The sequence below is a fragment of the Streptomyces sp. NPDC048623 genome (assembly GCF_040650755.1).
Classification (GTDB): domain Bacteria; phylum Actinomycetota; class Actinomycetes; order Streptomycetales; family Streptomycetaceae; genus Streptomyces.
In genome coordinates this window covers 57,388-83,113 of sequence record NZ_JBEZHV010000026.1, presented here as the reverse complement: position 1 = coordinate 83,113, position 25,726 = coordinate 57,388, and the positions used below count along the sequence as shown (strand labels likewise).

The window sequence follows — 25,726 nt, the reverse complement described above, 5'->3', positions numbered from 1 at the left end:
ACAGCTTGGGTGGTAACCCTCCCTTGCCACCTGACAACGCCCGGAGGGCTCCGCATTAGGCGGGTCGGCTCGATGGAAGCGACTGCTGGCTTGAGAACTGAACAGTGAGATCAGAACGACAGGCATCTGCGACAAGCCGCAGGCCCTGCCGCACGAGCAGTAAGCACCTTCTCCCATGCCCCCCTACAGGGCGGACAAGTGATTCACGCGTGCGGTGAGACAAGGGCGAAGATCGCGGGCCCCGCTGGGGCCGCCTTGCACTTCCCCATCCTCCGCAGCCCTCGGCTGCGGCCGGTTGCCTCCTCCGCCCGTCTCGTACGGGCGGGGCCGAGGGGAGCCGGATGGTTCCAACGGCAAGAGGTCCCGGAGGTGCAACTCCGGGACCTCGTTCGGGCCGTTCCTGTCTGAGAGGAACACACCCAATGAAGTCCATCGCTGCACTTCAGACGGCCGTTACGGCCGTGATGTTCGACGGGGAGCCGTCGGACGCGGAGCTGGACGCGATCGAGCAGGAGCAGCCGCTGATCCTGGCGGAGGTCGACCTGCTCGACGTGGAGATCGCCCTGCTGGACCGTCCGGTCACCGAGCTGGACGACCGGCGGCTGCGCCGGGCCCGGAACCGGGTGCTGGCGGCCCGCCGGGACCTGATCAACCGCGCCGGTGTGGCGCTGTCGGGCGGTGCCGCGTGAACCGCCTCACCTTCTGGGCCCTGCTCGCCCTGTTCGTCGGCGTGGAGGTCCTCGGGCTGGTCATCGACCGCCGGGATGTCCACTACGCCGGCGTGATCGCCGCCCTCGGGGTGATCGCCGTCGCCCGGCTGCTCTACCTGGCCCGCAAGGACGGGGAGGGCGAGGGGTGAACCGCTTCGGTAAGGCCCTGCTCGTCCTCGCGCTGGTCGCGGTGGTCGGTATGGCGTTTCGGGTGTCGTGGAACGCGTTGCGGGATGTGGCGACCGCCGTGGGGGCGGACAAGACGGGGGCGACGCTCTACCCGTTCGTGGTCGACGGTCTGATGGCCCTGGCGTTGGTCGCGACCCTGGTGCTGACGGATCGGGCGGACAAGCGGTTCGCGCTGCGGGTGCTCGCCGCCTACACCGCCGCATCGCTGGTGCTGAACTTCGTGCACGGTCTGGTGCCGGAGTTGCACGGTCGATCGGTCGACTGGACGCGGCTGGCGGAGTGGGACGCGGTTAACTGGCTGCTTGTCCTGCTCGCCACGTCGCTGCCGGTCGGGTCGATCTACTTCGGTTCCGATCTGGTCGCCAAGGTTCTGCATCACCGATCGATCGACCCCGTGAATGCGGAGGAATCGACACAGATCGACATGGAACGGTCTACCCCTGACCTTGGGGAACCCGCCCCGGAGCCGCTTCCGGTCCTGGCCGGGCACGTGGCCGACGAGTCGGCCGAGGAGGTCGATTCATCGGACGGGACGGAGCCGATCGAGCGGGTCACGGTGCGGGCGGTCGCGGCCGAGCAGTCGACCCCGCGCCGGGCGACCGGTCGGGTCCCCGACATCGCCCGGTCGACCCGCCCCCGGCGCACGGCCGAGGAACTTCTGATCGAGGCACGGAAGGAGACGGAAGCCTGGACGGTCGACCAGTTGACCGCCGAGGGCATCCGCAAGGCCCTGCGCACGTCCCCCGACAAGGCCCGCACGCTCCGCGACACGCTGCGGGCCGAACGCGCCACCGTCCCGGAGCCTGAGCCGGTCGGAGCCGGAGCGTGAGCGGTATCCCGGTCTACCGGTGGCGGCTCGCCCCGGAGGGGTTGGCGACGTTCCGGCAGCTTCGCGCGCAGGGGCTCCGGCCGGGCGGGTCGCCGGTCGTGGCCCAGTTGGAGCGGCCCCGCCGCCGGCGCGGGCCGCTCGTCGCCTACCTGTACCGCGTCGACCTGGCCCTGCCGGTCCGCCCGATGACCCCCGCGAAGCGGGCCGCTCTCGACAAGGCGAACGCTGCGCGGCGGGTGTGCCCGCAGTGCGGCCGGGACGCGGGATATCGCATCCCGCCGTCGCTCGGCATGTGCACCCCCTGCGCCTACCCGGAGCAGGAAGCCGCGTGAGTTCCGGCCGGGGCTAATCGAGCACGAACGCCACGACCTTGACCACCCGGTACTTCAGCCGGTGCCAGTTGCCGCAGAAGCGCTTCGGCGTCCACCACCGGCGCTGTTCGAGCGGTCGTCGGCACCACTTGCACGGCAGCGGATCGACCTCGATCTCTATGACCCCCATGCCGCGACTCTAGCGGCCCCACCAGGGAGAACCCCATGACGAACTTGCCTGAGCCGGTCCGGGTGGTGCAGCTCCCGGACGGCACCTTCACCTACGCCGACCAGCTTCCCGCGACGTTCCAGCCGAGCCCCGGCCCGCAGGTGGTCCACCAGCACATCCACCAGGCCCCGCCGGACCGCACGGTCCAGCGGATCGCGCTCGGCTCCGGCATCGGCGCTGGCACGGTCGCCGCGGGCGTGTACTTCGGCCCCCTGCTCGTCGGCGCGCTGACCGCGATCGCCGCGAACCTGGCCCTACTCGCGTTCCTCGCCGTCACCCTGACCTGGGGTGTCCACACGGTCGTGAAGTCGATCGGCGGACCGGACGGCAAGGCCGCCGCCAAGACGCTGGCCAAGTCCCGCAAGTCCCTGCGCCGCCGCGGCTGACGGCTGCCCGATCCGCCCGACACGTGCGGGCGGTGAGGGGAGCCGGGACAGCCCCGGCCCCGGAAGGGACATGTCGTGGCCAGCAAGAAGAACTCCGAGGACTTCCCCAAGCTCACCGCCGGTGAGCGTGCCCGGCTCGCGGTGACCGTGGTCCGCATGTGTAAGCGGTCGATCGCGAGCGAGACGGTCTACCAGGGCGACCTGGAGCGGAAGTTCGAGCGGATCGTCGACGGCGCCCGCGAGCGCGCCGAGAAGAACGCCAAGAAGGGCCGCAAGTAGCTGTGTCCCGGGGCGGCCGACAGCCGCCAAGCATCACCGGCCGCCCCGGGCCCTGCCCTCCACTCTTTCGAGCAGCAGGAGACATCCATCATGACCGAGCCCGCGTCCGAGGCGACCGTGGTCAGCCTCGACGAGCACCGCGCCACCCGTACCGAACCGGCGCTGATAGACCTGCCCAAGGCCACCATGCCGGCCGAGCCCGGCGACGCGCGGACCGACGAGAGCGCCGGCGTGGACGTCGTCGACCTTCCCGGCAACCCGCTGGCGGACTGGCTGACCGTGCCCGACACCCCGGTCCTGCCGGTGTGGGCCCGCTCGTGGACCTCCATCCGCGAGAACGCCACCGCACTGGGGCGCCTGACGTGGTGGTACACCCGCTACCACTCGGTGCGCACCCCGAAGTACCTGTTCAAGACCGTGCTGCTCGCCGCCCGCGGCTTCTTCCGTGCGCTGGCGGGGGTGTGGCCGTGGATGTCCGCGCAGGAGCAGTCCGCGACCGTGAAGGCCCTGCGCGCGCAGTCGAAGCTCCGCCCGGAGGACATCGACCTGGCGGCCCGTCACCAGGCCGCGTACGCCGAGCGGACCCACTCGCGCAAGTGGCGCTTCGGCATCGCCGCCGCCGGTGTCGCGGCCGCTGCGACCGGGATCATGCTCGCCGACCCGCTGCTTCAGGCGGGCCTGGGCGCCGCCGTGACCATCCCGCTCGCGCACCTGGGGCGCGGGGAGGAGACCAAGCTGCTGGACCAGGCCGCGCCGCCGATCCGGGTGGACATGTCCGCGCAGCAGCTCAACGACGCACTGCGGGCCGCCGGCCTCCTGAAAAGCGGCAGCGGCAAGGACGAGAAGGACCTTCCGCGCGTGTCGTGCACGATGGGCCCCGTCCGTGACGGCCGTGGCTGGTCGGTGATCTTCGACCTGCCCCGGGGTGGCGGCAAGACCGCGTCCGACGTGCTCGCGAAGCGGGAGGTCATCGCGCAGGAACTCGGCGTGGACGAGATCCAGGTCATCATGTCCCGCGTCCGCGCCGCGAAGGGCGGCAACGCCGGCCGCGTCTCGATGTGGGTCGCGGACGATGACCCCTACCTGGGCACGCCGAACCCGTCGCCGCTGGAGAAGGCCGAGCGGTTCTCGATCTGGGAGCCGGTCCCTTTCGGGCAGGACGCCCGTGGGACCCGGATCGACGTGCCGGTCATGTGGCAGTCGATGTTCTTCGGCGGACTGCCCCGCCGGGGCAAGACCTTCACCCAGCGCCTGCTCACGGCGGCCGGCCTGCTCGACCCGTACGTGCGGCACTACGTCGCCGACGGCAAGGGCGGCGCCGACTGGATGCCCATGAAGGCCGTCGCCCACCGGCTCGTGATGGGCGCCGAGGACGACGCCATCGAGGCGCTGAAGGCCATGCTCGCCGAACTGCTGGCGGAGATGGAACGACGCTTCGCCCTGCTGCGGGACCTGCCGACGTCGGTGTGCCCGGAGGGCAAGCTGACGCCGGACATCATGGTCAAGTACAACCTGCCGGTCATTTTCCTGACGATCGACGAGCTGCAGGAGTACTTCACCGCCATGGAGCGGGAGGACCGCGAGCAGGTCATCAACGACCTGTGCCGGGTCGCCCGTCGCGGTCCGGCGGCCGGGTTCATCTCCAACTACGCCTCCCAGCGCCCCGACGCCGACTCGGTGCCGACCAAGCTCCGGGAGATCATCACCATCCGCTACTCGACGCAGGTCGTCGACCGCGCGTCCAGCGACATGGTCTTGGGCAAGGGCAAGGCCGCCCAGGGCGCCGACGCGTCCGTGCTCTCCGAGGAGCACAAGGGTGTCGGTGTGCTGGTCACCGGTCCCGCGTCGTATGTGACCGTGCGGGCCGATTACCTCGACGGCCCCACGTTCGCGACGCTGTGCCGCAAGGGGCGTGTCCTGCGCGAGCAGGCCGGGCAGCTCACCGGCGACGCGGCCGGAGACGTCACCGCCGCCGCCGACGCGGCCGGCGTCACCGTGCCCGCGATCGTCTCCGACGTCCTGGAAGTCATGCGCCACTCGCCCCGCATGTTCACCACCGACCTGCTCGCCGGACTCGTCAACATCGACGAAGACACCTACGGCGACTACAACGCCGAAGCCCTAGCCTCCGCCCTGGAGGCCGCCGGGGTGAAGCGCACCAGCAAGCAGGTCAAGATCAGCGGCAGCAACGGCGCCGGGTATCAGCGCCGCGACATCGAGGCCGCCGTGCCCGCCGAGATCCTCCTGTCGACCGGCAGGTAGAGGGGTCCCCCTCTACCCCACCCCAAGATCCACACCCCCGACGCGGCCACTTCCCGAACTTGCGGAGGGCCGCGAAGTAGAGGGGGCCCTTTACCCCGGTCAAGGGGGAGGTAAGGGCCTCTGACCTGCAAGGTAAGGCCGGTAGAGGGGGCCCCGACGCCCCCTGCCGGGACCCCACAGAGCCCCGGATCCGGGGCCTGCCCACCCTTCAGGGAGACAACCCCGCCATGGCCATCACGGTCTCGCTCGTCGCCGTCTTCGGACTCGTCCTGTTCTTCCTCCTGCGCTCCAAGGAACTCGGCTACGGCTCCGCGTTCATCGCCGCCGGCTTCGGCTTCTTCCTCGCCGCGACCGGCGCCGCCGGACCCATCAACCAGCTCACCACCGACCTCATCACCGCGATCAGCAACCTGTAGGAGCAGCCATGGCCACCCGACTCGTCACCTGCTACGTCGCCGTGTGCGACCTGTGCGGCAACACCACCCACGACGAGGGGTTCACCCCGCACTACGACAGCCCGGATGAGGCGATCGAGTACGCCGTCGACAGCGGCTTCAACGAGCGCAGCGGCTGGACCCTCACCCCCACCGGCGTCCTGGTGTGCGACCAGGTCAAGGACACCGCCCACGAGGACGCCCACGCCGCCGCCGGTAAGCGCATGAGCGGCTGCGCCATGTCCGTCACCTTCCCCCGCGACTAGCAACCAGAAGGCGAGACCCAGTGCCCCGACTCCGCATCCGCTGGACCACGTGGCCCCGCCCGGCCCTGGTCCTGACCGACACGCCCCGCCCGAACTGCCCCGACTGCCAGGGCGAAGGCGGACACGCCTACGACTACGGCGACCACGAGACCGGCGAGTACGCCGGCACCGAGTGGGACCCGTGCCCCTGCTGGAACGAGGACCGCTCCTGGGTCCTGCTCCCGCTCCCCAAGCTCCCGCGCCGCCGCCGGCCGCACGTCGACCCGTGGGGCAACGGCTACAGCGACGAGCCGCCGTTCTAGCAACACGTAGGGCGGCCCGCGTCTCGCCAAAGTCCCGGGCCGCCCTTGCTCCTGATCTAGCTGACCTGGAGGCATCCAGCATGACCCATCTTGTCCCCGTCCGGCGAGACGCCTGCCGGCCGTTACTGCTCGACCTGTACTCCTGCGCCGGCGGCGCCGGTGCGGGATACCGCTTTGCGGGGTTCGACGTCGTCGGCGTCGACATCGCCCCGCGCCCCAACTACCCCTTCACCTTCGTCCAGGCCGACGCGTTGGAGTACCTGTCGGACCTGATCGCCACGGGGGAGATCGAGCGGTTCGCGCTCGTCCACTCCTCGCCGCCGTGCCAGGCCGAGTGCACGCTCACGGTCGGCACGAACCGGTCCCGTGGATGGGGCCGCGCGCACGTCGACCTTGTCCCGCCGACGCGGGTCCTGTTGGAGGCGTCCGGTCTGCCGTACGTGATTGAGCAGCCCAACGGCCGTGCGGAGATCCGTAAGGACGTCTCCCTGTGCGGGGAGATGTTCGGTCTCGGTGTCCTGCGGCACCGCAACTTCGAACTCGGCCGCTGGACGGTCGCCAAGCCCACCCACCCCAAGCACCGGGGCCGGGTGCGCGGGTGGCGGCACGGCGAGTTCTTCGACGGTCCCTACGTCGCCGCGTACGGCAACGGCGGCGGGAAGCCCTCCGTGCCGGAGCTTCAGGCCGCGATGGGCATCACATGGACGGACGTCCGCGAGGAACTGACCGAGGCCATCCCGCCCGCCTACAGCGAGTGGCTCGGCACCCGGTTCCTCGACCGCGCCCGGTTGGGGGTGGCCGCGTGAACGCCCTGCCGAGCATCGACCTGGCCGGTCTCGACCTGCTCGCCCACGCCCTCGCGGCCGCCGAACGCGGCTGGCACGTCTTCCCGCTCCGCCCCCGCGACAAGCGGCCCGCCGGCCATTCGACGGCCCGCTGCCCCGGCACCGGCCGGTGCGCGAACGGGCACCGCACCCCGGAGCAGCGCGCCACCACCGACCCGGACCTGCTCGCCGCCGCGTGGACCCACGCCCCGTACAACATCGGGATTGCGACCGGTCCGTCCGGGCTGCTCGTGGTCGACCTGGACACGGTCAAGGAGGGAGAGCAGGAAGGAACGCCTGAGGGCGTGACTACCTTCGAGGCGCTCTGCGAGCGCGCCGGGCAGGCCGTGCCCACTACCTACCGGGTGCGGACCGCGCGTGGCGGGCAGCACCTGTACTTCACCCAGCCCGCTGGGGCCCGGCTCGGCTCGACCGCCGGACGGCTCGGGATCCACGTCGACACCCGGGGGTGGGGCGGGTACGTCGTCGCCCCCGGCAGCCACACCCCGGACGGCGCCTACACCGTCCTGGACAGCATCGCCCCCATCCCGCTGCCCGGATGGCTCGCCGACGCGCTCACCGACCGCCCCAAGCCCGCCCGGGCCACGGGGGTTCTGGTGCCCGCGTTCGCGGGCGGGCCGCGTGTCGCCACGGTGGCACTGGAGCGCGAGACCGCCGCCGTCCAGTCCGCCCACGAGGGCGGCCGCAACGCCCAGTTGCTCGCCTCCGTACGGGCCGTGGGGCGGTTCGTCGCGTGGGGCGACCTTCCCCGGCAGATGGCCGAGGAGGCTTTTCAGGCGGCGGGGGAGTCGGCGGGACTGCCGCCGGCCGAGTGCCGCGCCACGATCCGCAGCGCGCTCGACTGGTCGATCCGCACCGCCCGTCCGAAGCAGGCCGCCGCGTGAGCCACCCCGAATCCCCCGCCCTGAAAAGCCCCACCGACACCACCCAGCGGGCCGAGGACGCCGAACAGACCCCGGCCCCGCCGGGGGTGGGCGCCTCGAAGGTCGTCGCCGAAGGCGTCCCTTCTAGCCCTGACCCGCAGAAGACCGACCAGACCACGCCCGTACTGCCCTGGAAGGAGGGGTGCCGCGTGACCGCGCAGCAGCCCATCGACGGTGCCGCCCTGCTCGCCGAAGTCGAGAAGTTCCACCGCCGGTTCAACGTCTTCCCCCGCGAGGCCGCTTACGTCGCCGTCGCGCTGTGGGACGCCCACGCGCACCTGCTCGACGCCTTCGACTCCACCCCGCGGCTGGCGTTCCTCTCGCCGGAGCCCGGATCCGGCAAGTCCCGTGCCCTGGAGGTGGTGGAGACGCTGGTCCCGCGCCCGATGCTCGCGGTGAACGCGCGGGCCGCTGCCCTGTTCCGGTCCGTCTCCGACCCCGCCGGACGGCCCACGATCCTCTTCGACGAGATCGACACCGTCTTCGGTCCCAAGGCCGGGGACAACGAGGAACTGCGCGGCTTCCTCAATGCCGGTCACCGCCGCTCCGGGGTCACCTACCGGTGCGTCGGGGACGGCGGGAACCAGACCGTGGTGGAGTTCCCCTCCTACAGTGCCGTGGCCGTCGGCGGTCTGGGCTACCTGCCCGACACCATCACCACCCGCTCCGTCATCATCCGCATGCGCCGCCGCGCCCGGAACGAGCAGGTCGAGCCCTTCCGGCAGCGGCTCCATGAGGCCGAGGGCAACAAGCTGCGCGACCGGCTCGCCCAGTGGGCCGACCAGGTCCGCAAGGACATCGCGGGACGGTGGCCCGAGATGCCCGAGGGCGTCACCGACCGGCCGGCGGACGTGTGGGAGCCCCTGCTCGCCGTCGCCGACGCGGCCGGCGGGGACTGGCCCGAGCGCGCCCGCGTGGCGTGCGTGGAGCTGGTCAACGCCTCCCGGGCTGACGACAAGGGCTCTCTCGGCATCCGGCTGCTGACCGACCTGCGCGACCACGTCCTCGGCGGCATCGACCGGCTTCCGACCGTCGCCGTTCTGGACCGGCTGTGCTCGCTCGATGAGGCCCCGTGGGCCGACCTCGACGGCAAGCCGCTGGACTCGCGGCGCCTGTCCAAGATGCTCGGCGAGTACATGACCAGCGACAACACCCCCATCAAGGCCCGGAACATCAAGACCGCCGGGACCGTCCTGAAGGGCTACTACGCGATCGATCTGCACGACGCGTGGCAGCGCTACTGCCCTCCCCCCTCTCCCAGGGCCGCTACTTCCGCTACCTCCGCTACCGCGCAGGTCAGCGGCCCGAAATCGGTAGCGGAAGAGCTCTTCCCGTCCGCTACCTGAGCGCTACCCCGCTACCGGCCCCGCGCCCCGAAAGCCGGGGCCGGTAGCGCACCCACCCGCTACCGCTACCCCTATCCGCTACCTCGATCATGCTCCTGACCAGGGCGGTAGCGGAGGTAGCGGAAGTAGCGGACCTGGCAGGAAGGGGCCGAAGAGGCCCCGCCCACTACGTCGAAGGAGCACCGCATGGACGCGGCCCTTTCCGAAGTGACCGCTGACCCCACGCTCGTCCTGCTCACCGTCGAAGAGGCCGCTCGCCGCCTCCAGATCGGCCGGACCCTCTGCTACCGGTACATCGGCACCGGTCAGCTGGAATCCGTACCGCTTGGCCGACTCCGCCGCGTCCCCGCCGACGCCGTCATCGAATTCGCCGCCCAGCTCCGCCGCGCCCATCGGCCGGCCGCCTAAGAGGATCAACGTGGCAGAACAGAAGAAGCGCACCCGCCGGGCGAACGGCGAAACGGCCATCTACCTCGGCAAGGACGGCCGTTGGCACGCCCGAGTGCCCATGGGCTACAAGGACAACGGAGAGCCCTACCGCAGGCACATCACGCGGCCCACGGAAGACGCCCTGAAGGATGAGGTCAAGCGGCTGGAGAAGCAGCGCGACCAGGGAACCGCGCAGCAGCCCGGAAAGCTGTGGACCGTCGAGAAGTGGCTGTGCCACTGGGTCGAGAACATCGCCAAGGACGTCGTCAGCGAGAACACGTACGACGGCTACGAAGTGGCAGTGCGGGTTCATCTCGTTCCCGGCATCGGGAAGCACCGCATGGACCGCTTGGAGCCCGAGCACTTGGAAAGCCTCTACCGCCGGATGCAGAAGAACGGCAGCAAGCCCGCCACGGCTCACCAGGCCCACCGCACCGCTCGTACCGCGATCGGGGAAGCTGTCCGACGCGGCTACGCGGCCAAGAATGCCGCCGCCCTGGCCAAGCCTCCCCGGATGGAGGGCGACGAAGACGAGATCGAGCCCTACTCCGTCGAAGAGGTGCAGAGCCTGCTGATCGCGGTGAACAATCGCCGCAACAGCGCTCGCTGGATGCTCGCGCTTGCTCTCGGACTGCGGCAGGGCGAGACCCTCGGTCTGCGATGGTCCGACGTGGACCTGGACAACGAGTATCTGAAGCTGCGCCGGAACCGCCTACGGCCGAAGTACGCGCACGGATGTGCCGACGCGTCGCCGTGCGGCCGGAAGGCCGGCTACTGCCCGAAGCGGGAGCAGGTGCGGCGGGAGACCAAGAACACCAAGTCGCGGGCCGGCCGCCGGGCGGTCCCGCTGCCCGGTCCGTTGGTCGTGATGCTCCGAGCCCACAGAGAGGCGCAGGCCCTTGAGCGGGAGACAGCGGGGAATCTGTGGACCGCCTCGGACTACGTGTTCACCAAGCCGCTGGGTGGTCCGCTGAGCCCGAACACGGACTACCACGACTGGAAGAAGCTGTTGGGCGACGCGGGCGTGCGTGACGCGCGGCTGCACGATGCCCGGCACACGGCCGCCACCGTGCTCATGCTGCTTGGTGTCCCGGACCGCGTCATCGACCAGATCATGGGGTGGGAGCCGGGCACGTCCTCGCGGATGCGGGCGCGGTACCTCCACGTGCCGGACGCCATGCTGAAGGACGTCGCTCGGAAGATCGCCGAAGCCATCTGGGGACCCTCGGCGAAGCCCTCTGTGGACAAAGACCAGGACAACGAGGGCTGAGGACAACGACGAAGGGCCCCGCTGAAGATCAGCGGGGCCCTTCGTTTCGCCTGTTCAGGCGGCTGCGGAGGATACGAGATTCGAACTCGTGAGGGGTTGCCCCCAACACGCTTTCCAAGCGTGCGCCCTAGGCCTCTAGGCGAATCCTCCGTGGAGAACATTACATGACCGGAAGGGGTGCTCGCGCACGTGATCCGGAGCGGGGGGGCGGCCGAAGGGTGCAGGTCGAGGAGGGGGAGGGGAGGGGGGACGGGTGGGGGTTCGGATCGGGTACTCTGGGCGGAGCCCCTCACGTGGCGCTATCTGACTGAACTCCCCCAGGGCCGGAAGGCAGCAAGGGTAGGTCGGCTCTGGCGGGTGCGTGGGGGGCGCTTGCGTTCCCGGGGCGGTGCGGTTCCACGCTCGGTTTTCCCGGGTTGTCGGTGGGCGCCTATAACCTCGTATACGTGTCGTCTCTCGCGCTGTACCGCCGCTACCGTCCCGAGTCCTTCGCCGAGGTCATCGGGCAGGAGCATGTCACCGACCCGCTGCAGCAGGCGCTGCGGAACAACCGGGTCAATCACGCGTACCTGTTCAGCGGGCCGCGCGGCTGCGGCAAGACGACCAGCGCGCGCATCCTGGCGCGCTGTCTGAACTGTGAGAAGGGTCCCACCCCCACGCCGTGCGGGGAGTGCCAGTCGTGCCGGGACCTCGCGCGCAACGGGCCGGGGTCGATCGACGTCATCGAGATCGACGCGGCCTCGCACGGTGGTGTGGACGACGCCCGTGACCTGCGCGAGAAGGCGTTCTTCGGGCCGGCGTCCAGCCGCTACAAGATCTACATCATCGACGAGGCCCACATGGTCACCTCGGCGGGCTTCAACGCCCTCCTGAAGGTGGTCGAGGAGCCGCCGGAGCACCTCAAGTTCATCTTCGCGACGACGGAGCCCGAGAAGGTCATCGGGACCATCCGCTCGCGCACCCACCACTACCCGTTCCGGCTCGTGCCCCCGGGCACGCTGCGGGACTACCTGGGCGAGGTCTGCGGCCACGAGGGCATCCCCGTCGAGGACGGGGTGCTTCCGCTGGTGGTCCGGGCCGGTGCCGGGTCGGTGCGTGACTCGATGTCGGTGATGGACCAGCTGCTCGCCGGCGCCGCCGACGACGGTGTGACGTATGCCATGGCGACCTCGCTCCTCGGTTATACGGACGGCTCGCTGCTCGACTCGGTGGTGGACGCGTTCGCCGCCGGGGACGGGGCCGCGGCCTTCGAGGTCGTGGACCGGGTGATCGAGGGCGGCAACGACCCGCGCCGGTTCGTGGCCGACCTCCTGGAGCGGCTGCGCGACCTGGTGATCCTGGCCGCCGTGCCGGACGCCGCCGAGAAGGGCCTGGTCGACGCGCCCGTCGATGTCATCGAGCGGATGCAGGCGCAGGCCTCCGTGTTCGGCGCCGCCGAGCTCAGCAGAGCGGCCGATCTCGTGAACACGGGTCTCACCGAGATGCGCGGCGCGACCTCGCCGCGCCTCCAGCTGGAGCTGATCTGCGCGCGCGTGCTGCTGCCCGCCGCCTTCGACGACGAGCGGTCGATGCAGGCCCGCCTCGACCGCCTGGAGCGCGGGGCCGCCGCGGCGCCGCCCGCCGCCGTCTTCACCACCACCTCGCCCGCGCCGCAGATGGGGTACGTGCCGACGGCGGAAGCGCATGTCCCGCCGCCCGCGCCCGTGCCGCAGGCCCCCACGCCCATGCCGCAAGCCCCGCAGGCCCCGCCGGCTCCCCCGGCTCCCCCGGCCCCCGCCCCCGTACAGCAGCAGCCCCAGCAGCAGCCCCAGCCCGGGGCCTGGCCCGGCGCGGCCCGGCCCGGGGGCGGCTCGGCGCCCGGCGCCTGGCCGGGAGCCGCTCCGGCGGCCCCCGCGCCCGTCCCGCAGGCCCAGGCCCCCGCCCCGCAGCAGGCTCCCCCGTCCGCCCCGTCCGCCCCGTCCGGCGACATGGCGGGCGGCGCCGCCCAGGTGCGGAACATGTGGCCGCAGATCCTGGAGGCGGTCAAGAACCGCCGCCGCTTCACCTGGATCCTGCTCTCGCAGAACGCGCAGGTCGCGGGCTTCGACGGCACCACCCTCCAGCTCGGCTTTCTCAACGCGGGCGCCCGGGACAACTTCGCGAGCAGCGGCAGCGAGGACGTCCTGAAGGCGGCCCTGGCCGAGCAGTTCAACGTGCACTGGCGGGTCGAGGCGATCATCGACCCCTCGGGCGGCGCCAACCCGCCCCCCGCCGCCGGCGGCTTCGGCGGCGGCCGCCCGTCCGCGCCGATGCGCCCGCAGGCCCCCGCGCCCGCCCCCGCTCCCGTACAGGCGCCGCCGATGCAGCAGGCCCCGGCGCCCCAGCAGGCCCCCGCCGCCCCGCGGGCCGCGGCCCCCGCCCCGGCACCACCCGTACAAGCGCCGGCACCGGCCCATGCGGCTCCGGTGCCCGTCGCGCCCGAGGACGACGTGCCGGAGGAGGACGATCCGGACCTCGTGGACTCGGCGCTGTCCGGGCACGAGCTGATCGTGCGCGAGCTCGGGGCCACCGTCCTGGAGGAATACACGAACGAGTAGGGCCGTCTCGCTCAGCGGCCCGCACAAGGATCACGGGCGTCCGCGGGCTACCCTGGCTGGCGTGAAGGTCCTCGTCATCGGCGGCGGCGCCCGCGAACACGCCCTGTGCCGCTCCCTCTCCCTCGATCCCGACGTCACCGCTCTGCACTGCGCGCCCGGCAACGCCGGAATCGCCGAGGTCGCCGAGCTGCACGCCGTCGACCAGCTCGACGGCGCCGCCGTCGCCGCACTCGCCACCGAGCTCGGTGCCGAGCTCGTCGTCGTCGGCCCGGAGGCCCCGCTCGTCGCGGGCGTCGCCGACGCCGTGCGCGCCGTCGGCATCCCCGTCTTCGGCCCGTCCCAGGAGGCGGCCCAGCTCGAAGGCTCCAAGGCCTTCGCCAAGGACGTCATGGCCGGCGCCGGCGTCCCCACCGCCCGCAGCTACGTCTGCACCACCCCCGCCGAGATCGACGAGGCCCTCGACGCCTTCGGCGCCCCGTACGTCGTCAAGGACGACGGTCTCGCGGCCGGCAAGGGCGTCGTGGTGACCGAGGACATCGAGCAGGCCCGGGCGCACGCGCTCGCCTGCGACCGCGTGGTCATCGAGGAGTACCTGGACGGCCCCGAGGTCTCCCTCTTCGCGATCACCGACGGCACCACCGTCCTCCCGCTCCAGCCCGCGCAGGACTTCAAGCGCGCGCTCGACGGCGACGAGGGCCCGAACACCGGCGGCATGGGCGCCTACTCGCCGCTGCCGTGGGCCGACCCGAAGCTGGTCGACGAGGTCCTGCAGACCGTTCTGCAGCCCACCGTCGACGAGCTGCGCCGCCGCGGCACCCCGTTCTCCGGCCTGCTGTACGCGGGTCTGGCGATCACGAGCCGCGGGGTACGGGTCATCGAGTTCAACGCGCGCTTCGGCGACCCGGAGACCCAGGTCGTGCTCGCCCGCCTCAGGACCCCGCTGGCCGGCGTACTGCTGCACTCCGCCAACGGCACCCTCGCCGACCAGGCCCCGCTCGCCTGGCGCGACGAGGCCGCCGTGACCGTGGTCGTGGCCTCCCACAACTACCCGGGCACCCCGCGCACCGGCGACCCGATCGAGGGTCTGGCCGAGGTCGCGGAGCAGGACGCGCCGCACGCGTACGTGCTGCACGCCGGTACGAAGAAGGACGGCGACGCGGTCGTCAGCGCGGGCGGCCGGGTGCTTTCGGTCACCGCCACCGGTTCGGACCTGACCGAGGCACGCGAGCGTGCCTACGCGGCGGTCGGCCGTATCCGCCTTGACGGGTCCCAGCACCGTACGGACATCGCCGAGAAGGCCGCCCGGGGCTGATCCCGGGGCCTGATCCGGCCTTGATCCGGCCTTGATCCGGCCTTGATCCGGCCTTGATCGGGCCTCCGTCCCGCCTTCTCGCAGTGCCCCGGGGCGCGGCGGCGCAGTCAACCGCACCGCCGCGCCCTCGTCATCACCTTTGCCCAAAGCCATTCCATCGAGTGACGGCTCGCCCATCCGGATGACGCCCGCCGAAGCCCCAACTAGGGTGCGGCGAAGGCATTCCGGCACTTGGCCCTCCGACATTGCGATGTCAGTGGCGGGTGCCACAGTGGGGGAGTGAGCAACACCGCCACGGGCAGTCCCGATCAGGGCAGGAGGGGGTGATGTACGGCGTGACCGGTACCGGTTCCGCGACGACCGGCGGCGCGGCCGGCGAGGAGCTCGGCGCGCGCGCCGCCCGCGCCCGCGCCCTCGCGGTGCTGCGCGTGCGCGGCAGGGCGCTCGGCCTCGCGGTGCTTCCCGCCGCCGTCGCCGTCGTGCTGTACGCGGGCGGGGCCACCGGCCATCTCACCGGCCCCGGCTGGGACACCGCCCGCTGGCTGGTGACCGCGCTCGCCGTCGTCGTGCTGCTCGTCGCCGCGGCCGTCGCCCTGGTCGTCGCCCGCTCCAGGCCCGCCGTGACACCGACGGTGGAGCTCGCCGAGAAGGCGGCCCCCGACCTCTACCGGATGGTGCGCGACCTGGCCGACCGGCTCGGCGTGCCCGCGCCCTCCGCGATAGCCCTCACGCCGGACTGCGACAGCTGGCTGGAGGACCGCTCGCACCGGGCGCACGGCGCCCAGCGCACCGGCGAGGCGCCCGTCCTGGTCATAGGCTCGCCGTTCCTGTGGTGGATGCGGGTCGCCGAGCTGCGCGCGGTGCTCGCCCCGGTCGTCGCCGGTACGGGTCCGGCGGCGCACCCCGACATAGCCGCCGCCCGCCGCTTCGTGCGCGGGCTCGACGCTGCCGTCGCCGTGCCCCGGAGCCCCCGCCTCGACCCGGTGCGCAGGCTCGGCGCGCAGGGCGTGGGCCGACTGGCCCGGATCATGCTGGCGGGCTGCCGCGGGCACGCCGCCGAGATGGAGCGGGGTGTCGCCGCGGCCGGCTCCGAGCGGGCCCAGGCCGTGGACTACGGGGTGCGGATCGTCGCCCAGGAGCAGGTCGGCCTCGCCTACGCGGGCTGGGACCGGCTGCTCACCCGGGTCGCGCTGCCCGCCTGGCGGATGGGCCGCTGGCCCGCGCGTCTGGACGCGGGCGTGGTGTCGGCGCTCACCGAGCTGTCCCGCCGCGACCGCCTCGCCGACGGCTTCGCCTCCCGGCTCGGCGAGCGGCCCGCCTGTGACCTCCTGGAGGAGCCGGGCGCGGTCGACGAGGCGACCTCGCTGCTCGCCGCCCGCCTCTTCCACGGCGTCCCGGCCGAGCCGGGGCCTGACTGGGCGCCGGTGGAGTGGAGCGCCTACGCGGAGGAGGTCGTCGACCGCAAGTGGCGCGCCGACGCGGCCCGCCTCCACCAGGTCCTGGACCGCCTCGGAGCGAGCACCACCCCGCCCGGGCCCGCCGGGGCCCAGTCGACCCAGGACGCGCCGACCCTGGCGTGGGTGATGGACCACCTGACGACCCCCAGAGCGGGGACGGACACCTCGGCGGCCCCGGCTGCCGCGACGCCTCCGGCCGGGGCGGTCGACCCGGCGGCCTCGGCGGAGGCGCGCCCCGGGACCCCGGCGCCCGTGCCCGGCGCGCCCGGCACCGCGGGCCCGGTCCCGGGCCTGGACGTCGCTTCAGCCGGTACGGACCCGGAAACTGCTGCTCCCGTGCCCGACGCGCCAGCCTCCCCGGCGGGGCCAACAGATCCGGCGGCCCTGGCCGAGGCCGGCCCCGAGGCCCCGGCGCCCGTGCCCGGCGCGGCCGGCACCGCGGGCCCGGGCGCCGGTCCGGCCGGTACAGACCCGGGAACTGCTGCTCCCGCGCCCGAGGCGGCTGCCTCTGCTGAGGTGGACTCCGAGGCCCTGGCGCCCGCGCCTGCCGCACCGGCGTCCCCGGCGGGGCCAACAATCCCGGCGGCTCTGGCCGAGGCCGGCCCCGAGACCCCGCCCGCCGCGTCCGGCACCGCGGGCCCGGTCCCGGGCCCGGACGCAGTTCCGGCTGAGCCGGGCCCGGGCTCCGGGACCCCCGCGCCCGCGTCCCCGGCCGAGGCGGCCGACGCCTCCGACCTCCACCTCCACCTCGGCCCGGACTCCGAGACCGCGTCCGGGACCGAGGTCGCCGACGTGCTCGCCGCCGCGCTCACCGCGCAGGCCGCGCGTGAGGAGGGGATGCGGCCGGTCGTGCCGGCCGCGGAGGGGCCGGACGGGCCGCTGCCGTTGTTTCCGCTCCAGCCGCCCCGTACCGGCCGGGACCTGCTGGCCGATCATGTCGCCGCGATGGTCTGCTGCGCCGCCGTCGACACGGCGGACGCCGCGCCCGGTCTGGACTGGCTGGACGGTCCGGCGCTGCTCGTGCGCGGCGAGCGGAGCACGGACCTGGTGCCGGCGGTGCTGTGCCTGGTCGAGGACGGCGACCCGGAGCCGTTGCGGGCCTGGCTGCACCGCACCGGGGTGCGCCCGGAGAAGCCCGTACGCCTGCTCTGAGCCGTAAGGCCCGGGCGGTACGACCCGGAGGGCTGTCTTCCACTCTCGTCAATTCGCGACGAACGGTGACGGACTGCGTGCGTTATGTGATGTGCTGGAGACCGGCACTGACAGAGGCACCATCAGCGGGCACCAACAGCAGGCAGACACCAGAGGCACTGACCGGACCACCGGACCGACCGGGGAGTCGAGGGAGGGGCGCGTCATGGGGGCGGAGCAGATCAGGCGGTGGGAGTCGGGCGCGCTCGCGCACGCCGTGTCGGACCCCTTCGGCCAGGGCCCGCTGCCCTGGCTGCGCGGTTCCGAGAACTACTTCGACGACACCGGCCAGCTGGTGCCGTGGTACGCGGACGAGACCCTGACCGGGAGTGGCGGCGGCGGTGGCGGCGGTGGCGGCGGCCCGCGCACCGCCGACGACGTGCACGGCCAGATCAAGGGCTTCGTGTCCAACGGCGCCGTGGCGCCCGGCGAGTCGATCGACTTCCACATCACCGTGGATCCGCCGCAGCAGTTCTCGGTCGACATCTACCGGATCGGGCACTACGGCGGCGACGGCGCCGCCAAGATCACCACCAGCCCCCGGCTCTCCGGCATCGTCCAGCCCGCCCCGCTGACCGCCGACCGCACCGTCTCCTGCCACCACTGGTGGCAGTCCTGGCGGCTCCAGATCCCCTCGTACTGGTCGATCGGCGCGTACGTCGCCGTGCTCACCACCGTCGGCGGCTACCGCTCCCACATCCCCTTCACCGTCCGCGACGGGCACCCGGCGGACCTGCTGCTCGTGCTGCCGGACGTGACCTGGCAGGCGTACAACCTCTATCCCGAGGACGGCCGGACCGGCGCCAGCCTCTACCACGCGTGGGACGAGGAGGGCCGGCTGCTCGGCGAGGAGGAGGCGGCGGTGACCGTCTCCTTCGACCGCCCGTACGCGGGCGCGGGCCTGCCGCTGCACGTGGGCCACGCGTACGACTTCATCCGCTGGGCCGAGCGCTACGGCTACGACCTGGCGTACGCGGAGACCCGCGACCTGCACGCGGGCCGGGTGGACCCGAGCCGCTACCGGGGCCTGGTCTTCCCGGGCCACGACGAGTACTGGTCGGTGCCGATGCGGCGCACGGTGGAGCTCGCCCGCGACCAGGGCACCTCCCTCGTCTTCCTGTCCGCCAACACCATGTACTGGCAGGTCGAGCTGGCCCCGTCGCCGTCCGGCGCGCCCGACCGGCTGCTCACCTGCCGCAAGCGCCGCGGCCCCGGCCGCCCGGCGCTCTGGCGGGAGATCGACCGGCCGGAGCAGCAACTGCTGGGCATCCAGTACGCGGGCCGGGTGCCGGAACCCCACCCGATGGTCGTACGGAACGCGGAGCACTGGCTCTGGGAGGCCACCGGCGCGGGCGACAACGACGAGATCCCGGGCCTGGTCGCGGGCGAGGCCGACCGTTACTTCCCGCGCACCCCGCTCCCCGAGCACCAGGGCCGCATCCTGCTCGCCCACTCGCCGTACGAGGACGGGGAGGGTGTCCTCCGGCACCAGGAGACCAGCCTCTACCGGGCCCCGTCCGGCGCCTGGGTCTTCGCCTCGGGCACCTTCGCGTGGTCGCCGGCGCTCGACCGGCCCGGCCATGTGGACGCCCGGATCCAGCGCGCCACCGCGAACCTCCTCGACCGCATCTGCAAGCGGGACTGAGCACGCAAGGAGCACGCAAGGAGTACGCGGGGAGCGCGCGGGGAGTGCGGACTGAGCGCGGGCTCACACCGTCCGGCGGCGTTACCCACCCCGACGTGCGAGAGAATCGGACCTGCTCCTGGATCAACCTACGCGGAGGAACCGTGTCCGGATTCGTAGAAAAGCCCGAGCCCGTCCAGGTCCCGGGCCTGACCCATCTCCACACGGGCAAGGTCCGCGACCTGTACCGCGACGAGGCGGGCGACCTCGTGATGGTGGCGAGCGACCGCCTGTCCGCCTACGACTGGGTGCTCCCCACCGAGATCCCGGACAAGGGCCGCGTCCTCACCAAGCTCTCGCTCTGGTGGTTCGACAAGCTCGCCGACCTGGTCCCCAACCACGTCCTGTCGACCGAGCTCCCGGCCGGCGCGCCCGCCGACTGGGCCGGCCGCACGCTGGTCTGCAAGTCGCTGAACATGGTCCCGGTCGAGTGCGTGGCCCGCGGCTACCTCACCGGTTCCGGCCTGGTCGAGTACGACGAGTCCCGCACGGTCTGCGGCCTCGCGCTGCCCGAGGGCCTGGTCGACGGCTCCGAGCTGCCCGCGCCGATCTTCACCCCGGCGACCAAGGCCGCCGTCGGCGACCACGACGAGAACGTCTCGTTCGAGGAGGTCGCCCGCCAGGTCGGCGCCGAGACCGCCGAGCTCCTTCGCAGCACGACCCTCGCCGTCTACTCCCGGGCCCAGGACATCGCCCGTGAGCGCGGGATCATCCTGGCCGACACGAAGTTCGAGTTCGGCTTCGAGTCCACCCCGGAGGGCGAGCGCCTGGTCCTCGCCGACGAGGTCCTCACCCCGGACTCCTCGCGCTTCTGGCCGGCCGACGAGTGGCAGCCGGGCCGCGCCCAGCCCTCGTACGACAAGCAGATCGTGCGCAACTGGCTGACCTCGCCGGCCTCTGGCTGGGACCGCAAGAGCGAGCAGCCGCCGCCGGCCCTCCCCGCGGAGGTCGTGGAGAAGACCCGCGCCAAGTACATCGAGGCGTACGAGCTCCTGACCGGCACCAGCTGGAGCTAGAGCTAGAGCTAGAGCTAGAGCTAGAGCTGACCGGCGGATCATGGCCGGGCCCGCGCCACCCGGCACGGTCATGATCCGCCGGACAGAGCCTGGCAACGAGAAAGCCCCCGGTCGGATCGACCGGGGGCTTCTCTATGGAGCGGACGACGAGATTCGAACTCGCGACCCTCACCTTGGCAAGGTGATGCTCTACCAACTGAGCCACGTCCGCATGCGCCGTAGCGCGCTGCTAACTATACCCAACCTTTCGCCCGGGTGAGACGCACTGCCGTGTGGCGGTTCTCCGCACCGAGTTTCGCGGCGGCCGAGGAGCGGTCGTTGCGGACGGTTCCGGGGGACAGCGCGGCGCGCTCGGCGATCTCCGCCACCGGCGCTCCGTCGGCGGCGAGTTCGAGGACCTCGGCCTCCCGCGGGGTGAGCGGGGAGTCCCCGGCGGCGATCGCGGCGATCGCGTCGGCCGCCAACTCCGGGTCCACATAGCGGTTTCCGGCGTGCACGGTACGGATCGGCTCGGCCGGCCGCTGGGCGCTGACGGTCTTCGGCGCGAAGCCGCGGACGCAGGCGGCGAGGGCCCGCTTGAGGTGCCCGGGGCGCCCGTGACCGGTCATGATCATGGTGCGGCAGTCCGGGAGTTCGTCCCGGATGGATGTGGCGACCATCACACCGTCGGTGTCCGGCATCTGCAGATCGAGCACGGCGACGTCGGCCCGGTGGGCGCGTGCCATCGCGAGCGCCTCGGGCCCGGAGGCCGCCTCGGCGACGACGACCAGGTCGTCCTCCAGACCGAGCAGGGCGGCGAGCGCGCCCCGGATCAGATGCTCGTCGTCGGCGAGCAGGACGTGGACGGGCCGCTCGGGGCGTTCGCGCAGCCCGGCCAGACCGGACCCGGCACCCGCCCGTTCGGCGTCCGCGCCGTCGTTCTCCACGGTCAGGGCCACCGCGCCGCCCGTCGCCCGCAGGGTGATCGCGCACCGCCGGGCGTCGCCGTGCCGCAGCACGTTGGTGGCGGCCTCCCGGACCACCCAGCCGAGGGGTGACTCCACGGTGGCGGGCCGCTCGCGCCGGGCTGATCCCGGCCGGCCGGCTCGCTCTCGAGAGCGAGCCCCGACAGATGGCGGCCCATGACGTCGTGCAGACGGTGGAGGAACTTCCCGCGCCGTTGGTGCCGAGCAGGGCGAACGGGCAGGGTGGGCTGTGAATACGACGAAGGCCCCGGTTCCTGAGAACCGGGGCCTTCGCTCCCTGAGCGGACGACGAGATTCGAACTCGCGACCCTCACCTTGGCAAGGTGATGCTCTACCAACTGAGCCACGTCCGCATTGCCTCCGCCTGGCTTTCACCGGGCGGCGCGTGCACCACTCTACCTGATGCACCGGAGTGCCTGGTAACCATGGTGCAGAGAGCGGGTGACAGGGATCGCACACTGCGGCTTCCCTCTGGAAGAGGGCTGTTCTACTACTGAACTACACCCGCACGCTCTGCTTGTGGGACTTGGCTTTTCGGCCTCGCCCCTCGGCGTGATCCAGACTCTAGCGGATCATGGGGGGGTGAGCGCAAATCCGGGTCAGCTCGCCGCCTGGAACGCCTCGTAGATGCGCTTCGGGATCCGGCCGCGGGCCGGCACCTCCAGCTTGTTCGACTGCGCCCACGCGCGGACCGCGGCCGGGTCGGGGGCCAGCGCCGTGTGCGTGTAGTCACCCCGGGCGGCGGCCCCGGCGGGCTTCGCGCCCCGGCCGCCCCTGCCGCCCTGCTTCGCGGTGATCTTGCGACCGGCGGCGAGGTAGGGGGCGAGGACCTTGCGCAGTTTCTTTGCATTGGCGGGATTCAGGTCGATCTCGTACATCTTCCCGTCCAGGCCGAACGCGATCGTTTCCGCCGCCTCTCCGCCGTCGATGTCGTCGGAGAGAGTGACCACCACACGCTGTGCCACGGATATCGGTCCTTTCCTGCGGATCGCCGTGTCCCGTCGGCAGGCTCGCCGCCCTGACGTGCGGTGATGCCGATACGGAGGCTCCCCGGGGGGCAATGCTTTGTTCCCCTGCGCTTCGCTGTATTCCCTTTGTACAGCGGTGGGACGCGTATGGGGAAGCCCAGGCAATTGTTTCCGCGTGTCACGACCGGCGGGCGATATTCCACATGAATTCACCAGCCTGGTGTTCGGGGGGTGTTTTGTAGGATCCTTCAGACTTCTACTCGCGTAGAATTTGGAGGCAGGTACGCTGAGGGAACCGCCCACGCAACACACCACCGGGAGTGCCAGTGGCACGCGTCGTAGTCGACGTCATGCTCAAGCCGGAGATCCTCGACCCGCAGGGACAGGCGGTGCAGCGTGCACTGCCCCGCCTCGGTTTCGACGGGATCGCCGACGTCCGCCAGGGGAAGCGCTTCGAGCTGGAGGTGGAGGGACCGGTCGACGAGGCCGCCCTCGCCCGCATCCATGAGATGGCCGAAACCTTCCTTGCCAACACCGTGATCGAGGACTTCACCGTGAAGGTGGAGTCCACGGAGAACGCCGGGGCCCAGTCGTGACCGCACGCATCGGCGTCGTCACGTTCCCCGGAACGCTCGACGACCAGGACGCGCTGCGCGCCGCCCGCCTCGCGGGCGCCGAGCCCGTCTCGCTCTGGCACCGCGACAAGGACCTCAAGCAGGTCGACGCGGTCGTCCTCGCGGGCGGCTTCTCCTACGGCGACTACCTGCGGGCCGGAGCCATCTCCCGCTTCTCGCCGGTGATGGAGACGATCATCGAGCAGGCGAAGGCGGGCATGCCCGTCCTCGGCATCTGCAACGGCTTCCAGATCCTCACCGAGGCCCACCTGCTGCCGGGCGCCATGCTGCGCAACAACCACCTGCACTTCATCTGCCGCGACCAGAAGCTGCGGGTGGAGAACGCGGAGACCGCCTGGACCTCGGACTACACCGTGGGCCAGGAGATCGAGGTCCCGCTCAAGAACATGGACGGCCGGTACGTCGCCGACGAGCACACGCTCGACGAGCTGGAGGCCGAGGGACGGGTGGCGTTCCGCTACCTGGACATGAACCCCAACGGCTCGCTCCGCGACATCGCGGGCATCACCAACGCCGCGGGCAACGTCGTCGGCCTCATGCCGCACCCCGAGCACGCCGTCGAGCCGCTGATCGGCACCGGCAAGACCGACGGTCTCGGTTTCTTCACCTCGATCCTCAAGAAGCTGGTCAACGCCTGATGAGCCTCGACACCGTCAAGCACGCGAGCGAGACGCCGGACAGCGAGCAGCCCTGGAAGGAGCTCGGCCTCAAGGAGGACGAGTACGCGCGCATCCGCGAGATCCTCGGCCGCCGTCCCACCGGCGCCGAGCTCGCCATGTACTCCGTCATGTGGTCCGAGCACTGCTCCTACAAGAGCAGCAAGGTCCACCTGAAGCAGTTCGGCGAGAAGGCCCCGGAGAACGACGCCATGCTCGTCGGCATCGGCGAGAACGCCGGTGTCGTCGACGTCGGCCAGGGGTACGCGGTCACCTTCAAGGTCGAGTCGCACAACCACCCGTCGTACATCGAGCCCTACCAGGGCGCGGCCACCGGCGTCGGCGGCATCGTCCGCGACATCCTCGCCATGGGTGCCCGCCCGGTCGCCGTGGTCGACCCGCTGCGCTTCGGCGCCGCCGACCACCCCGACACCAAGCGCGTGCTGCCCGGTGTCGTCGCCGGCATCGGCGGCTACGGCAACTGCCTGGGCCTGCCCAACATCGGCGGCGAGGTCGTCTTCGACGCCTGCTACCAGGGCAACCCGCTGGTCAACGCCGGCTGCATCGGCGTGATGAAGCACGAGGACATCCACCTCGCCAAGGCCTCCGGCCCCGGCAACCAGGTCATCCTCTACGGCGCCCGCACCGGCGGCGACGGCATCGGCGGCGTCTCGGTCCTCGCGTCCGAGACCTTCGACGACTCGAAGCCGGCCAAGCGCCCGGCGGTCCAGGTCGGCGACCCCTTCCAGGAGAAGCTCCTCATCGAGTGCACCCTGGAGATCTTCCAGGAGAAGCTGGTCGCGGGCATCCAGGACCTCGGCGGCGCCGGGCTGTCCTGCGCCACCTCCGAGCTGGCCTCCGCCGGCACCGGCGGCATGCGGGTCGACCTGGAGAAGGTGCACCTGCGCGACGCGACGCTCTCGCCCGAGGAGATCCTCATGAGCGAGTCGCAGGAGCGCATGTGCGCGATCGTCGAGCCGCAGCACGTCGAGCGCTTCCTCGCGATCTGCGAGAAGTGGGACGTCATCGCGGTCGTCATCGGTGAGGTGACGGACGGCGAGCGCCTGGAGATCTTCTGGCACGGCGAGCAGATCGTCGACGTCCCGCCGCGCACCGTCGCGCACGAGGGCCCGGTCTACCACCGCCCGTCCGAGCGCCCGGAGTGGCAGGACGCTCTCCAGGCCGACGACGCCGGCAAGCTGGCCCGCCCGCAGGACGGCGCCGAGCTCAAGGACCAGGTCCTCCGGCTCGTCTCCTCCCCGAACCAGGCCTCGAAGTCCTGGATCACGGACCAGTACGACCGCTTCGTGCAGGGCAACACCGTGCTCGCCCAGCCCGAGGACGCCGGCATGGTCCGCATCGACGAGGAGACCAACCTCGGCGTGGCCATGGCGACCGACGGCAACGGCCGGTACGCCAAGCTCGACCCGTACACGGGTGCGCAGCTCGCGCTGGCGGAGGCGTACCGCAATGTCGCCGCCTCCGGCGCCAAGCCGCTGGCGATCTCCGACTGCCTGAACTTCGGCTCGCCCGAGGACCCGGCCGTCATGTGGCAGTTCGCCGAGGCCACCCGTGGTCTCGCGGACGGCTGCCTCCAGCTCGGCACCCCGGTCACCGGCGGCAACGTGTCGCTGTACAACCAGACCGGTGACGTGGCCATCCACCCGACGCCCGTCGTGGCCGTCCTCGGTGTGATCGACGACGTCAACCGCCGTACCCCGATCGCCTTCGCGGACGAGGGCCAGCTCCTCTACCTGCTCGGCGACACCAAGGAGGAGTTCGGCGGCTCGGCCTGGTCCGAGGTGATCCACCAGCACCTCGGCGGTCTGCCGCCGGCCGTGGACCTCGACCGGGAGAAGCTGCTCGGCGAGATCCTGATCTCGGGTTCCCGCGACGGCATGATCGACGCGGCCCACGACCTGTCCGACGGCGGTCTGGTCCAGGCGGTCGTCGAGTCCTGCCTGCGCGGCGGCAACGGCGCGCGCCTGGTCGTGCCCGAGGGCCTGGACGCCTTCACCTTCCTCTTCAGCGAGTCGGCCGGCCGTGCGGTCGTGTCCGTCCCGCGCAGCGAGGAGCTCCGCTTCACCGACATGTGCGGTGCGCGGGGTCTGCCGGCGACCCGCATCGGTGTCGTCGACGGCGACGCGGTCGAGGTGCAGGGCGAGTTCAGCATCTCCCTGGAGGAGCTGCGCGCCGCCCACGAGGCGCCGATCCCGGGCCTGCTGGCCTGATCAGTTCGGTACACACCGAGGCCCC

At 71.9% G+C, this 25,726-nt stretch carries 26 protein-coding genes, 4 tRNA genes and 1 other RNA gene; 24 read left to right on the top strand and 7 right to left on the bottom strand.

Annotation, left to right across the window (positions count from 1 at the left end; genetic code table 11):
- Positions 1 to 422: 422 nt before the first annotated feature.
- The 4 genes from AB0C73_RS30100 to AB0C73_RS30085 are packed head-to-tail and all read left to right on the top strand — an operon-like array spanning position 423 to position 2,060.
- Entirely contained in the window at positions 423 to 689 is a 267-nt protein-coding gene (locus AB0C73_RS30100) for a DUF6284 family protein (RefSeq protein ID WP_362536300.1), read from the top strand.
- Entirely contained in the window at positions 686 to 859 is a 174-nt protein-coding gene (locus AB0C73_RS30095) for a hypothetical protein (RefSeq protein WP_362536298.1), read from the top strand. The genes AB0C73_RS30100 and AB0C73_RS30095 overlap by 4 nt, the downstream gene beginning before the upstream one ends.
- Positions 856 to 1,728, top strand: coding sequence for a DUF2637 domain-containing protein (locus tag AB0C73_RS30090; protein WP_362536296.1), 873 nt, complete (start codon positions 856 to 858; stop codon positions 1,726 to 1,728). The genes AB0C73_RS30095 and AB0C73_RS30090 overlap by 4 nt, the downstream gene beginning before the upstream one ends.
- Positions 1,725 to 2,060, top strand: coding sequence for an RRQRL motif-containing zinc-binding protein (locus tag AB0C73_RS30085; protein ID WP_362536295.1), 336 nt, complete (start codon positions 1,725 to 1,727; stop codon positions 2,058 to 2,060). The genes AB0C73_RS30090 and AB0C73_RS30085 overlap by 4 nt, the downstream gene beginning before the upstream one ends.
- Positions 2,061 to 2,073: 13 nt before the next feature.
- Here AB0C73_RS30085 and AB0C73_RS30080 read toward each other — a convergent pair whose 3' ends face one another.
- Complete coding sequence (locus tag AB0C73_RS30080) at positions 2,074 to 2,229, bottom strand: hypothetical protein (RefSeq protein ID WP_362536293.1); 156 nt, start codon at positions 2,227 to 2,229, stop codon at positions 2,074 to 2,076.
- A gap of 35 nt (positions 2,230 to 2,264) precedes the next feature.
- Here AB0C73_RS30080 and AB0C73_RS30075 point away from each other — a divergent pair, with 35 nt between their 5' ends.
- From AB0C73_RS30075 to AB0C73_RS30025, 11 genes are all read left to right on the top strand, one after another.
- Positions 2,265 to 2,654 carry a DUF6251 family protein gene (locus tag AB0C73_RS30075; RefSeq protein WP_362536291.1) on the top strand — a complete coding sequence of 130 codons (390 nt, stop codon included), beginning with the start codon at positions 2,265 to 2,267 and terminating at the stop codon, positions 2,652 to 2,654.
- Positions 2,655 to 2,729: 75 nt separating this feature from the next.
- Complete coding sequence (locus tag AB0C73_RS30070) at positions 2,730 to 2,933, top strand: DUF6257 family protein (protein WP_362536289.1); 204 nt, start codon at positions 2,730 to 2,732, stop codon at positions 2,931 to 2,933.
- 90 nt (positions 2,934 to 3,023) lie between these two features.
- Positions 3,024 to 5,195, top strand: coding sequence for a cell division protein FtsK (locus tag AB0C73_RS30065; RefSeq protein WP_362536287.1), 2,172 nt, complete (start codon positions 3,024 to 3,026; stop codon positions 5,193 to 5,195).
- A 227-nt stretch (positions 5,196 to 5,422) separates the two neighbouring features.
- Positions 5,423 to 5,611: a hypothetical protein gene (locus AB0C73_RS30060; protein ID WP_362536285.1), complete on the top strand. Its 189-nt coding sequence runs from the start codon at positions 5,423 to 5,425 to the stop codon at positions 5,609 to 5,611.
- Between the two features lie 8 nt (positions 5,612 to 5,619).
- Positions 5,620 to 5,895, top strand: coding sequence for a hypothetical protein (locus AB0C73_RS30055; RefSeq protein ID WP_362536283.1), 276 nt, complete (start codon positions 5,620 to 5,622; stop codon positions 5,893 to 5,895).
- 20 nt (positions 5,896 to 5,915) lie between these two features.
- Positions 5,916 to 6,197: a hypothetical protein gene (locus AB0C73_RS30050; protein WP_362536281.1), complete on the top strand. Its 282-nt coding sequence runs from the start codon at positions 5,916 to 5,918 to the stop codon at positions 6,195 to 6,197.
- 80 nt (positions 6,198 to 6,277) lie between these two features.
- The gene (locus AB0C73_RS30045) at positions 6,278 to 7,003 is read left to right on the top strand and encodes a DNA methylase (protein ID WP_362536279.1); all 726 of its coding nucleotides are present in this window, start codon (positions 6,278 to 6,280) and stop codon (positions 7,001 to 7,003) included.
- Positions 7,000 to 7,926: a bifunctional DNA primase/polymerase gene (locus AB0C73_RS30040; protein ID WP_362536277.1), complete on the top strand. Its 927-nt coding sequence runs from the start codon at positions 7,000 to 7,002 to the stop codon at positions 7,924 to 7,926. Before AB0C73_RS30045 ends, AB0C73_RS30040 begins: the two co-directional genes overlap by 4 nt.
- Before the next feature lie 188 nt (positions 7,927 to 8,114).
- Positions 8,115 to 9,311, top strand: coding sequence for a DUF3631 domain-containing protein (locus AB0C73_RS30035; protein ID WP_362536336.1), 1,197 nt, complete (start codon positions 8,115 to 8,117; stop codon positions 9,309 to 9,311).
- A gap of 186 nt (positions 9,312 to 9,497) precedes the next feature.
- Positions 9,498 to 9,719 (top strand): helix-turn-helix domain-containing protein, encoded by a 222-nt coding sequence (locus AB0C73_RS30030; RefSeq protein WP_362536275.1) that lies wholly within the window; start codon positions 9,498 to 9,500, stop codon positions 9,717 to 9,719.
- Positions 9,720 to 9,729: 10 nt separating this feature from the next.
- Entirely contained in the window at positions 9,730 to 11,010 is a 1,281-nt protein-coding gene (locus AB0C73_RS30025; RefSeq protein ID WP_362536273.1) for a tyrosine-type recombinase/integrase, read from the top strand.
- A gap of 65 nt (positions 11,011 to 11,075) precedes the next feature.
- Here the strand turns inward: AB0C73_RS30025 and AB0C73_RS30020 are convergent.
- A tRNA-Ser gene (locus AB0C73_RS30020) sits at positions 11,076 to 11,160 on the bottom strand.
- 130 nt (positions 11,161 to 11,290) lie between these two features.
- Between AB0C73_RS30020 and ffs the strand changes: the two genes are divergently transcribed.
- The 6 genes from ffs to AB0C73_RS29990 all read left to right on the top strand — a co-directional run bounded on the left by ffs (position 11,291) and on the right by AB0C73_RS29990 (position 20,246).
- Positions 11,291 to 11,389: signal recognition particle sRNA small type (gene ffs / locus AB0C73_RS30015), an RNA gene on the top strand.
- Between the two features lie 67 nt (positions 11,390 to 11,456).
- Positions 11,457 to 13,586, top strand: a complete 2,130-nt coding sequence (locus AB0C73_RS30010) for a DNA polymerase III subunit gamma and tau (protein WP_362536271.1) — start codon at positions 11,457 to 11,459, stop codon at positions 13,584 to 13,586.
- Between the two features lie 61 nt (positions 13,587 to 13,647).
- Positions 13,648 to 14,898, top strand: coding sequence for a phosphoribosylamine--glycine ligase (gene purD / locus AB0C73_RS30005; protein ID WP_362536269.1), 1,251 nt, complete (start codon positions 13,648 to 13,650; stop codon positions 14,896 to 14,898).
- 326 nt (positions 14,899 to 15,224) lie between these two features.
- On the top strand, positions 15,225 to 17,507 hold the full coding sequence (locus AB0C73_RS30000; RefSeq protein ID WP_362536267.1) for a hypothetical protein: 2,283 nt from the start codon (positions 15,225 to 15,227) through the stop codon (positions 17,505 to 17,507).
- A 205-nt stretch (positions 17,508 to 17,712) separates the two neighbouring features.
- The gene (locus AB0C73_RS29995) at positions 17,713 to 19,191 is read left to right on the top strand and encodes a N,N-dimethylformamidase beta subunit family domain-containing protein (protein WP_362536265.1); all 1,479 of its coding nucleotides are present in this window, start codon (positions 17,713 to 17,715) and stop codon (positions 19,189 to 19,191) included.
- A gap of 143 nt (positions 19,192 to 19,334) precedes the next feature.
- Positions 19,335 to 20,246 carry a phosphoribosylaminoimidazolesuccinocarboxamide synthase gene (locus tag AB0C73_RS29990; RefSeq protein ID WP_362536263.1) on the top strand — a complete coding sequence of 304 codons (912 nt, stop codon included), beginning with the start codon at positions 19,335 to 19,337 and terminating at the stop codon, positions 20,244 to 20,246.
- Between the two features lie 135 nt (positions 20,247 to 20,381).
- Here the strand turns inward: AB0C73_RS29990 and AB0C73_RS29985 are convergent.
- From AB0C73_RS29985 to AB0C73_RS29965, 5 genes are all read right to left on the bottom strand, one after another.
- Positions 20,382 to 20,457: transfer RNA gene (locus AB0C73_RS29985), tRNA-Gly, on the bottom strand.
- A 22-nt stretch (positions 20,458 to 20,479) separates the two neighbouring features.
- Positions 20,480 to 21,289, bottom strand: coding sequence for a response regulator (locus AB0C73_RS29980; protein ID WP_362536261.1), 810 nt, complete (start codon positions 21,287 to 21,289; stop codon positions 20,480 to 20,482).
- A gap of 202 nt (positions 21,290 to 21,491) precedes the next feature.
- Positions 21,492 to 21,564: transfer RNA gene (locus tag AB0C73_RS29975), tRNA-Gly, on the bottom strand.
- A gap of 83 nt (positions 21,565 to 21,647) precedes the next feature.
- A tRNA-Gly gene (locus AB0C73_RS29970) sits at positions 21,648 to 21,719 on the bottom strand.
- Positions 21,720 to 21,810: 91 nt separating this feature from the next.
- Positions 21,811 to 22,176, bottom strand: coding sequence for an Lsr2 family protein (locus AB0C73_RS29965; RefSeq protein ID WP_362536259.1), 366 nt, complete (start codon positions 22,174 to 22,176; stop codon positions 21,811 to 21,813).
- 329 nt (positions 22,177 to 22,505) lie between these two features.
- On the opposite strand from AB0C73_RS29965, the gene purS reads away from it, so the two are divergent.
- Genes purS through purL form a run of 3 tightly spaced genes read left to right on the top strand, consistent with a single transcriptional unit; the run spans position 22,506 to position 25,701 of the window.
- Positions 22,506 to 22,775 carry a phosphoribosylformylglycinamidine synthase subunit PurS gene (gene purS / locus AB0C73_RS29960; protein ID WP_362536257.1) on the top strand — a complete coding sequence of 90 codons (270 nt, stop codon included), beginning with the start codon at positions 22,506 to 22,508 and terminating at the stop codon, positions 22,773 to 22,775.
- Complete coding sequence (gene purQ, locus AB0C73_RS29955; RefSeq protein WP_362536256.1) at positions 22,772 to 23,452, top strand: phosphoribosylformylglycinamidine synthase subunit PurQ; 681 nt, start codon at positions 22,772 to 22,774, stop codon at positions 23,450 to 23,452. Before purS ends, purQ begins: the two co-directional genes overlap by 4 nt.
- Positions 23,452 to 25,701, top strand: a complete 2,250-nt coding sequence (gene purL, locus AB0C73_RS29950) for a phosphoribosylformylglycinamidine synthase subunit PurL (RefSeq protein ID WP_362536254.1) — start codon at positions 23,452 to 23,454, stop codon at positions 25,699 to 25,701. The genes purQ and purL overlap by 1 nt, the downstream gene beginning before the upstream one ends.
- Positions 25,702 to 25,726: the final 25 nt, after the last annotated feature.

Excerpts from the sequence above, each read along its gene's own strand:
- AB0C73_RS30100 (WP_362536300.1), top strand. The coding sequence starts at position 423 with ATGAAGTCCATCGCTGCACTTCAGACGGCCGTTACGGCCGTGATGTTC.
- AB0C73_RS30080 (WP_362536293.1), bottom strand. The coding sequence starts at position 2,229 with ATGGGGGTCATAGAGATCGAGGTCGATCCGCTGCCGTGCAAGTGGTGC.
- AB0C73_RS30075 (WP_362536291.1), top strand. The coding sequence starts at position 2,265 with ATGACGAACTTGCCTGAGCCGGTCCGGGTGGTGCAGCTCCCGGACGGC.
- AB0C73_RS30065 (WP_362536287.1), top strand. The coding sequence starts at position 3,024 with ATGACCGAGCCCGCGTCCGAGGCGACCGTGGTCAGCCTCGACGAGCAC.
- AB0C73_RS30060 (WP_362536285.1), top strand. The coding sequence starts at position 5,423 with ATGGCCATCACGGTCTCGCTCGTCGCCGTCTTCGGACTCGTCCTGTTC.
- AB0C73_RS30055 (WP_362536283.1), top strand. The coding sequence starts at position 5,620 with ATGGCCACCCGACTCGTCACCTGCTACGTCGCCGTGTGCGACCTGTGC.
- AB0C73_RS30045 (WP_362536279.1), top strand. The coding sequence starts at position 6,278 with ATGACCCATCTTGTCCCCGTCCGGCGAGACGCCTGCCGGCCGTTACTG.
- AB0C73_RS30030 (WP_362536275.1), top strand. The coding sequence starts at position 9,498 with ATGGACGCGGCCCTTTCCGAAGTGACCGCTGACCCCACGCTCGTCCTG.
- AB0C73_RS30000 (WP_362536267.1), top strand. The coding sequence starts at position 15,225 with ATGTACGGCGTGACCGGTACCGGTTCCGCGACGACCGGCGGCGCGGCC.
- AB0C73_RS29995 (WP_362536265.1), top strand. The coding sequence starts at position 17,713 with ATGGGGGCGGAGCAGATCAGGCGGTGGGAGTCGGGCGCGCTCGCGCAC.
- purL (WP_362536254.1), top strand. The coding sequence starts at position 23,452 with ATGAGCCTCGACACCGTCAAGCACGCGAGCGAGACGCCGGACAGCGAG.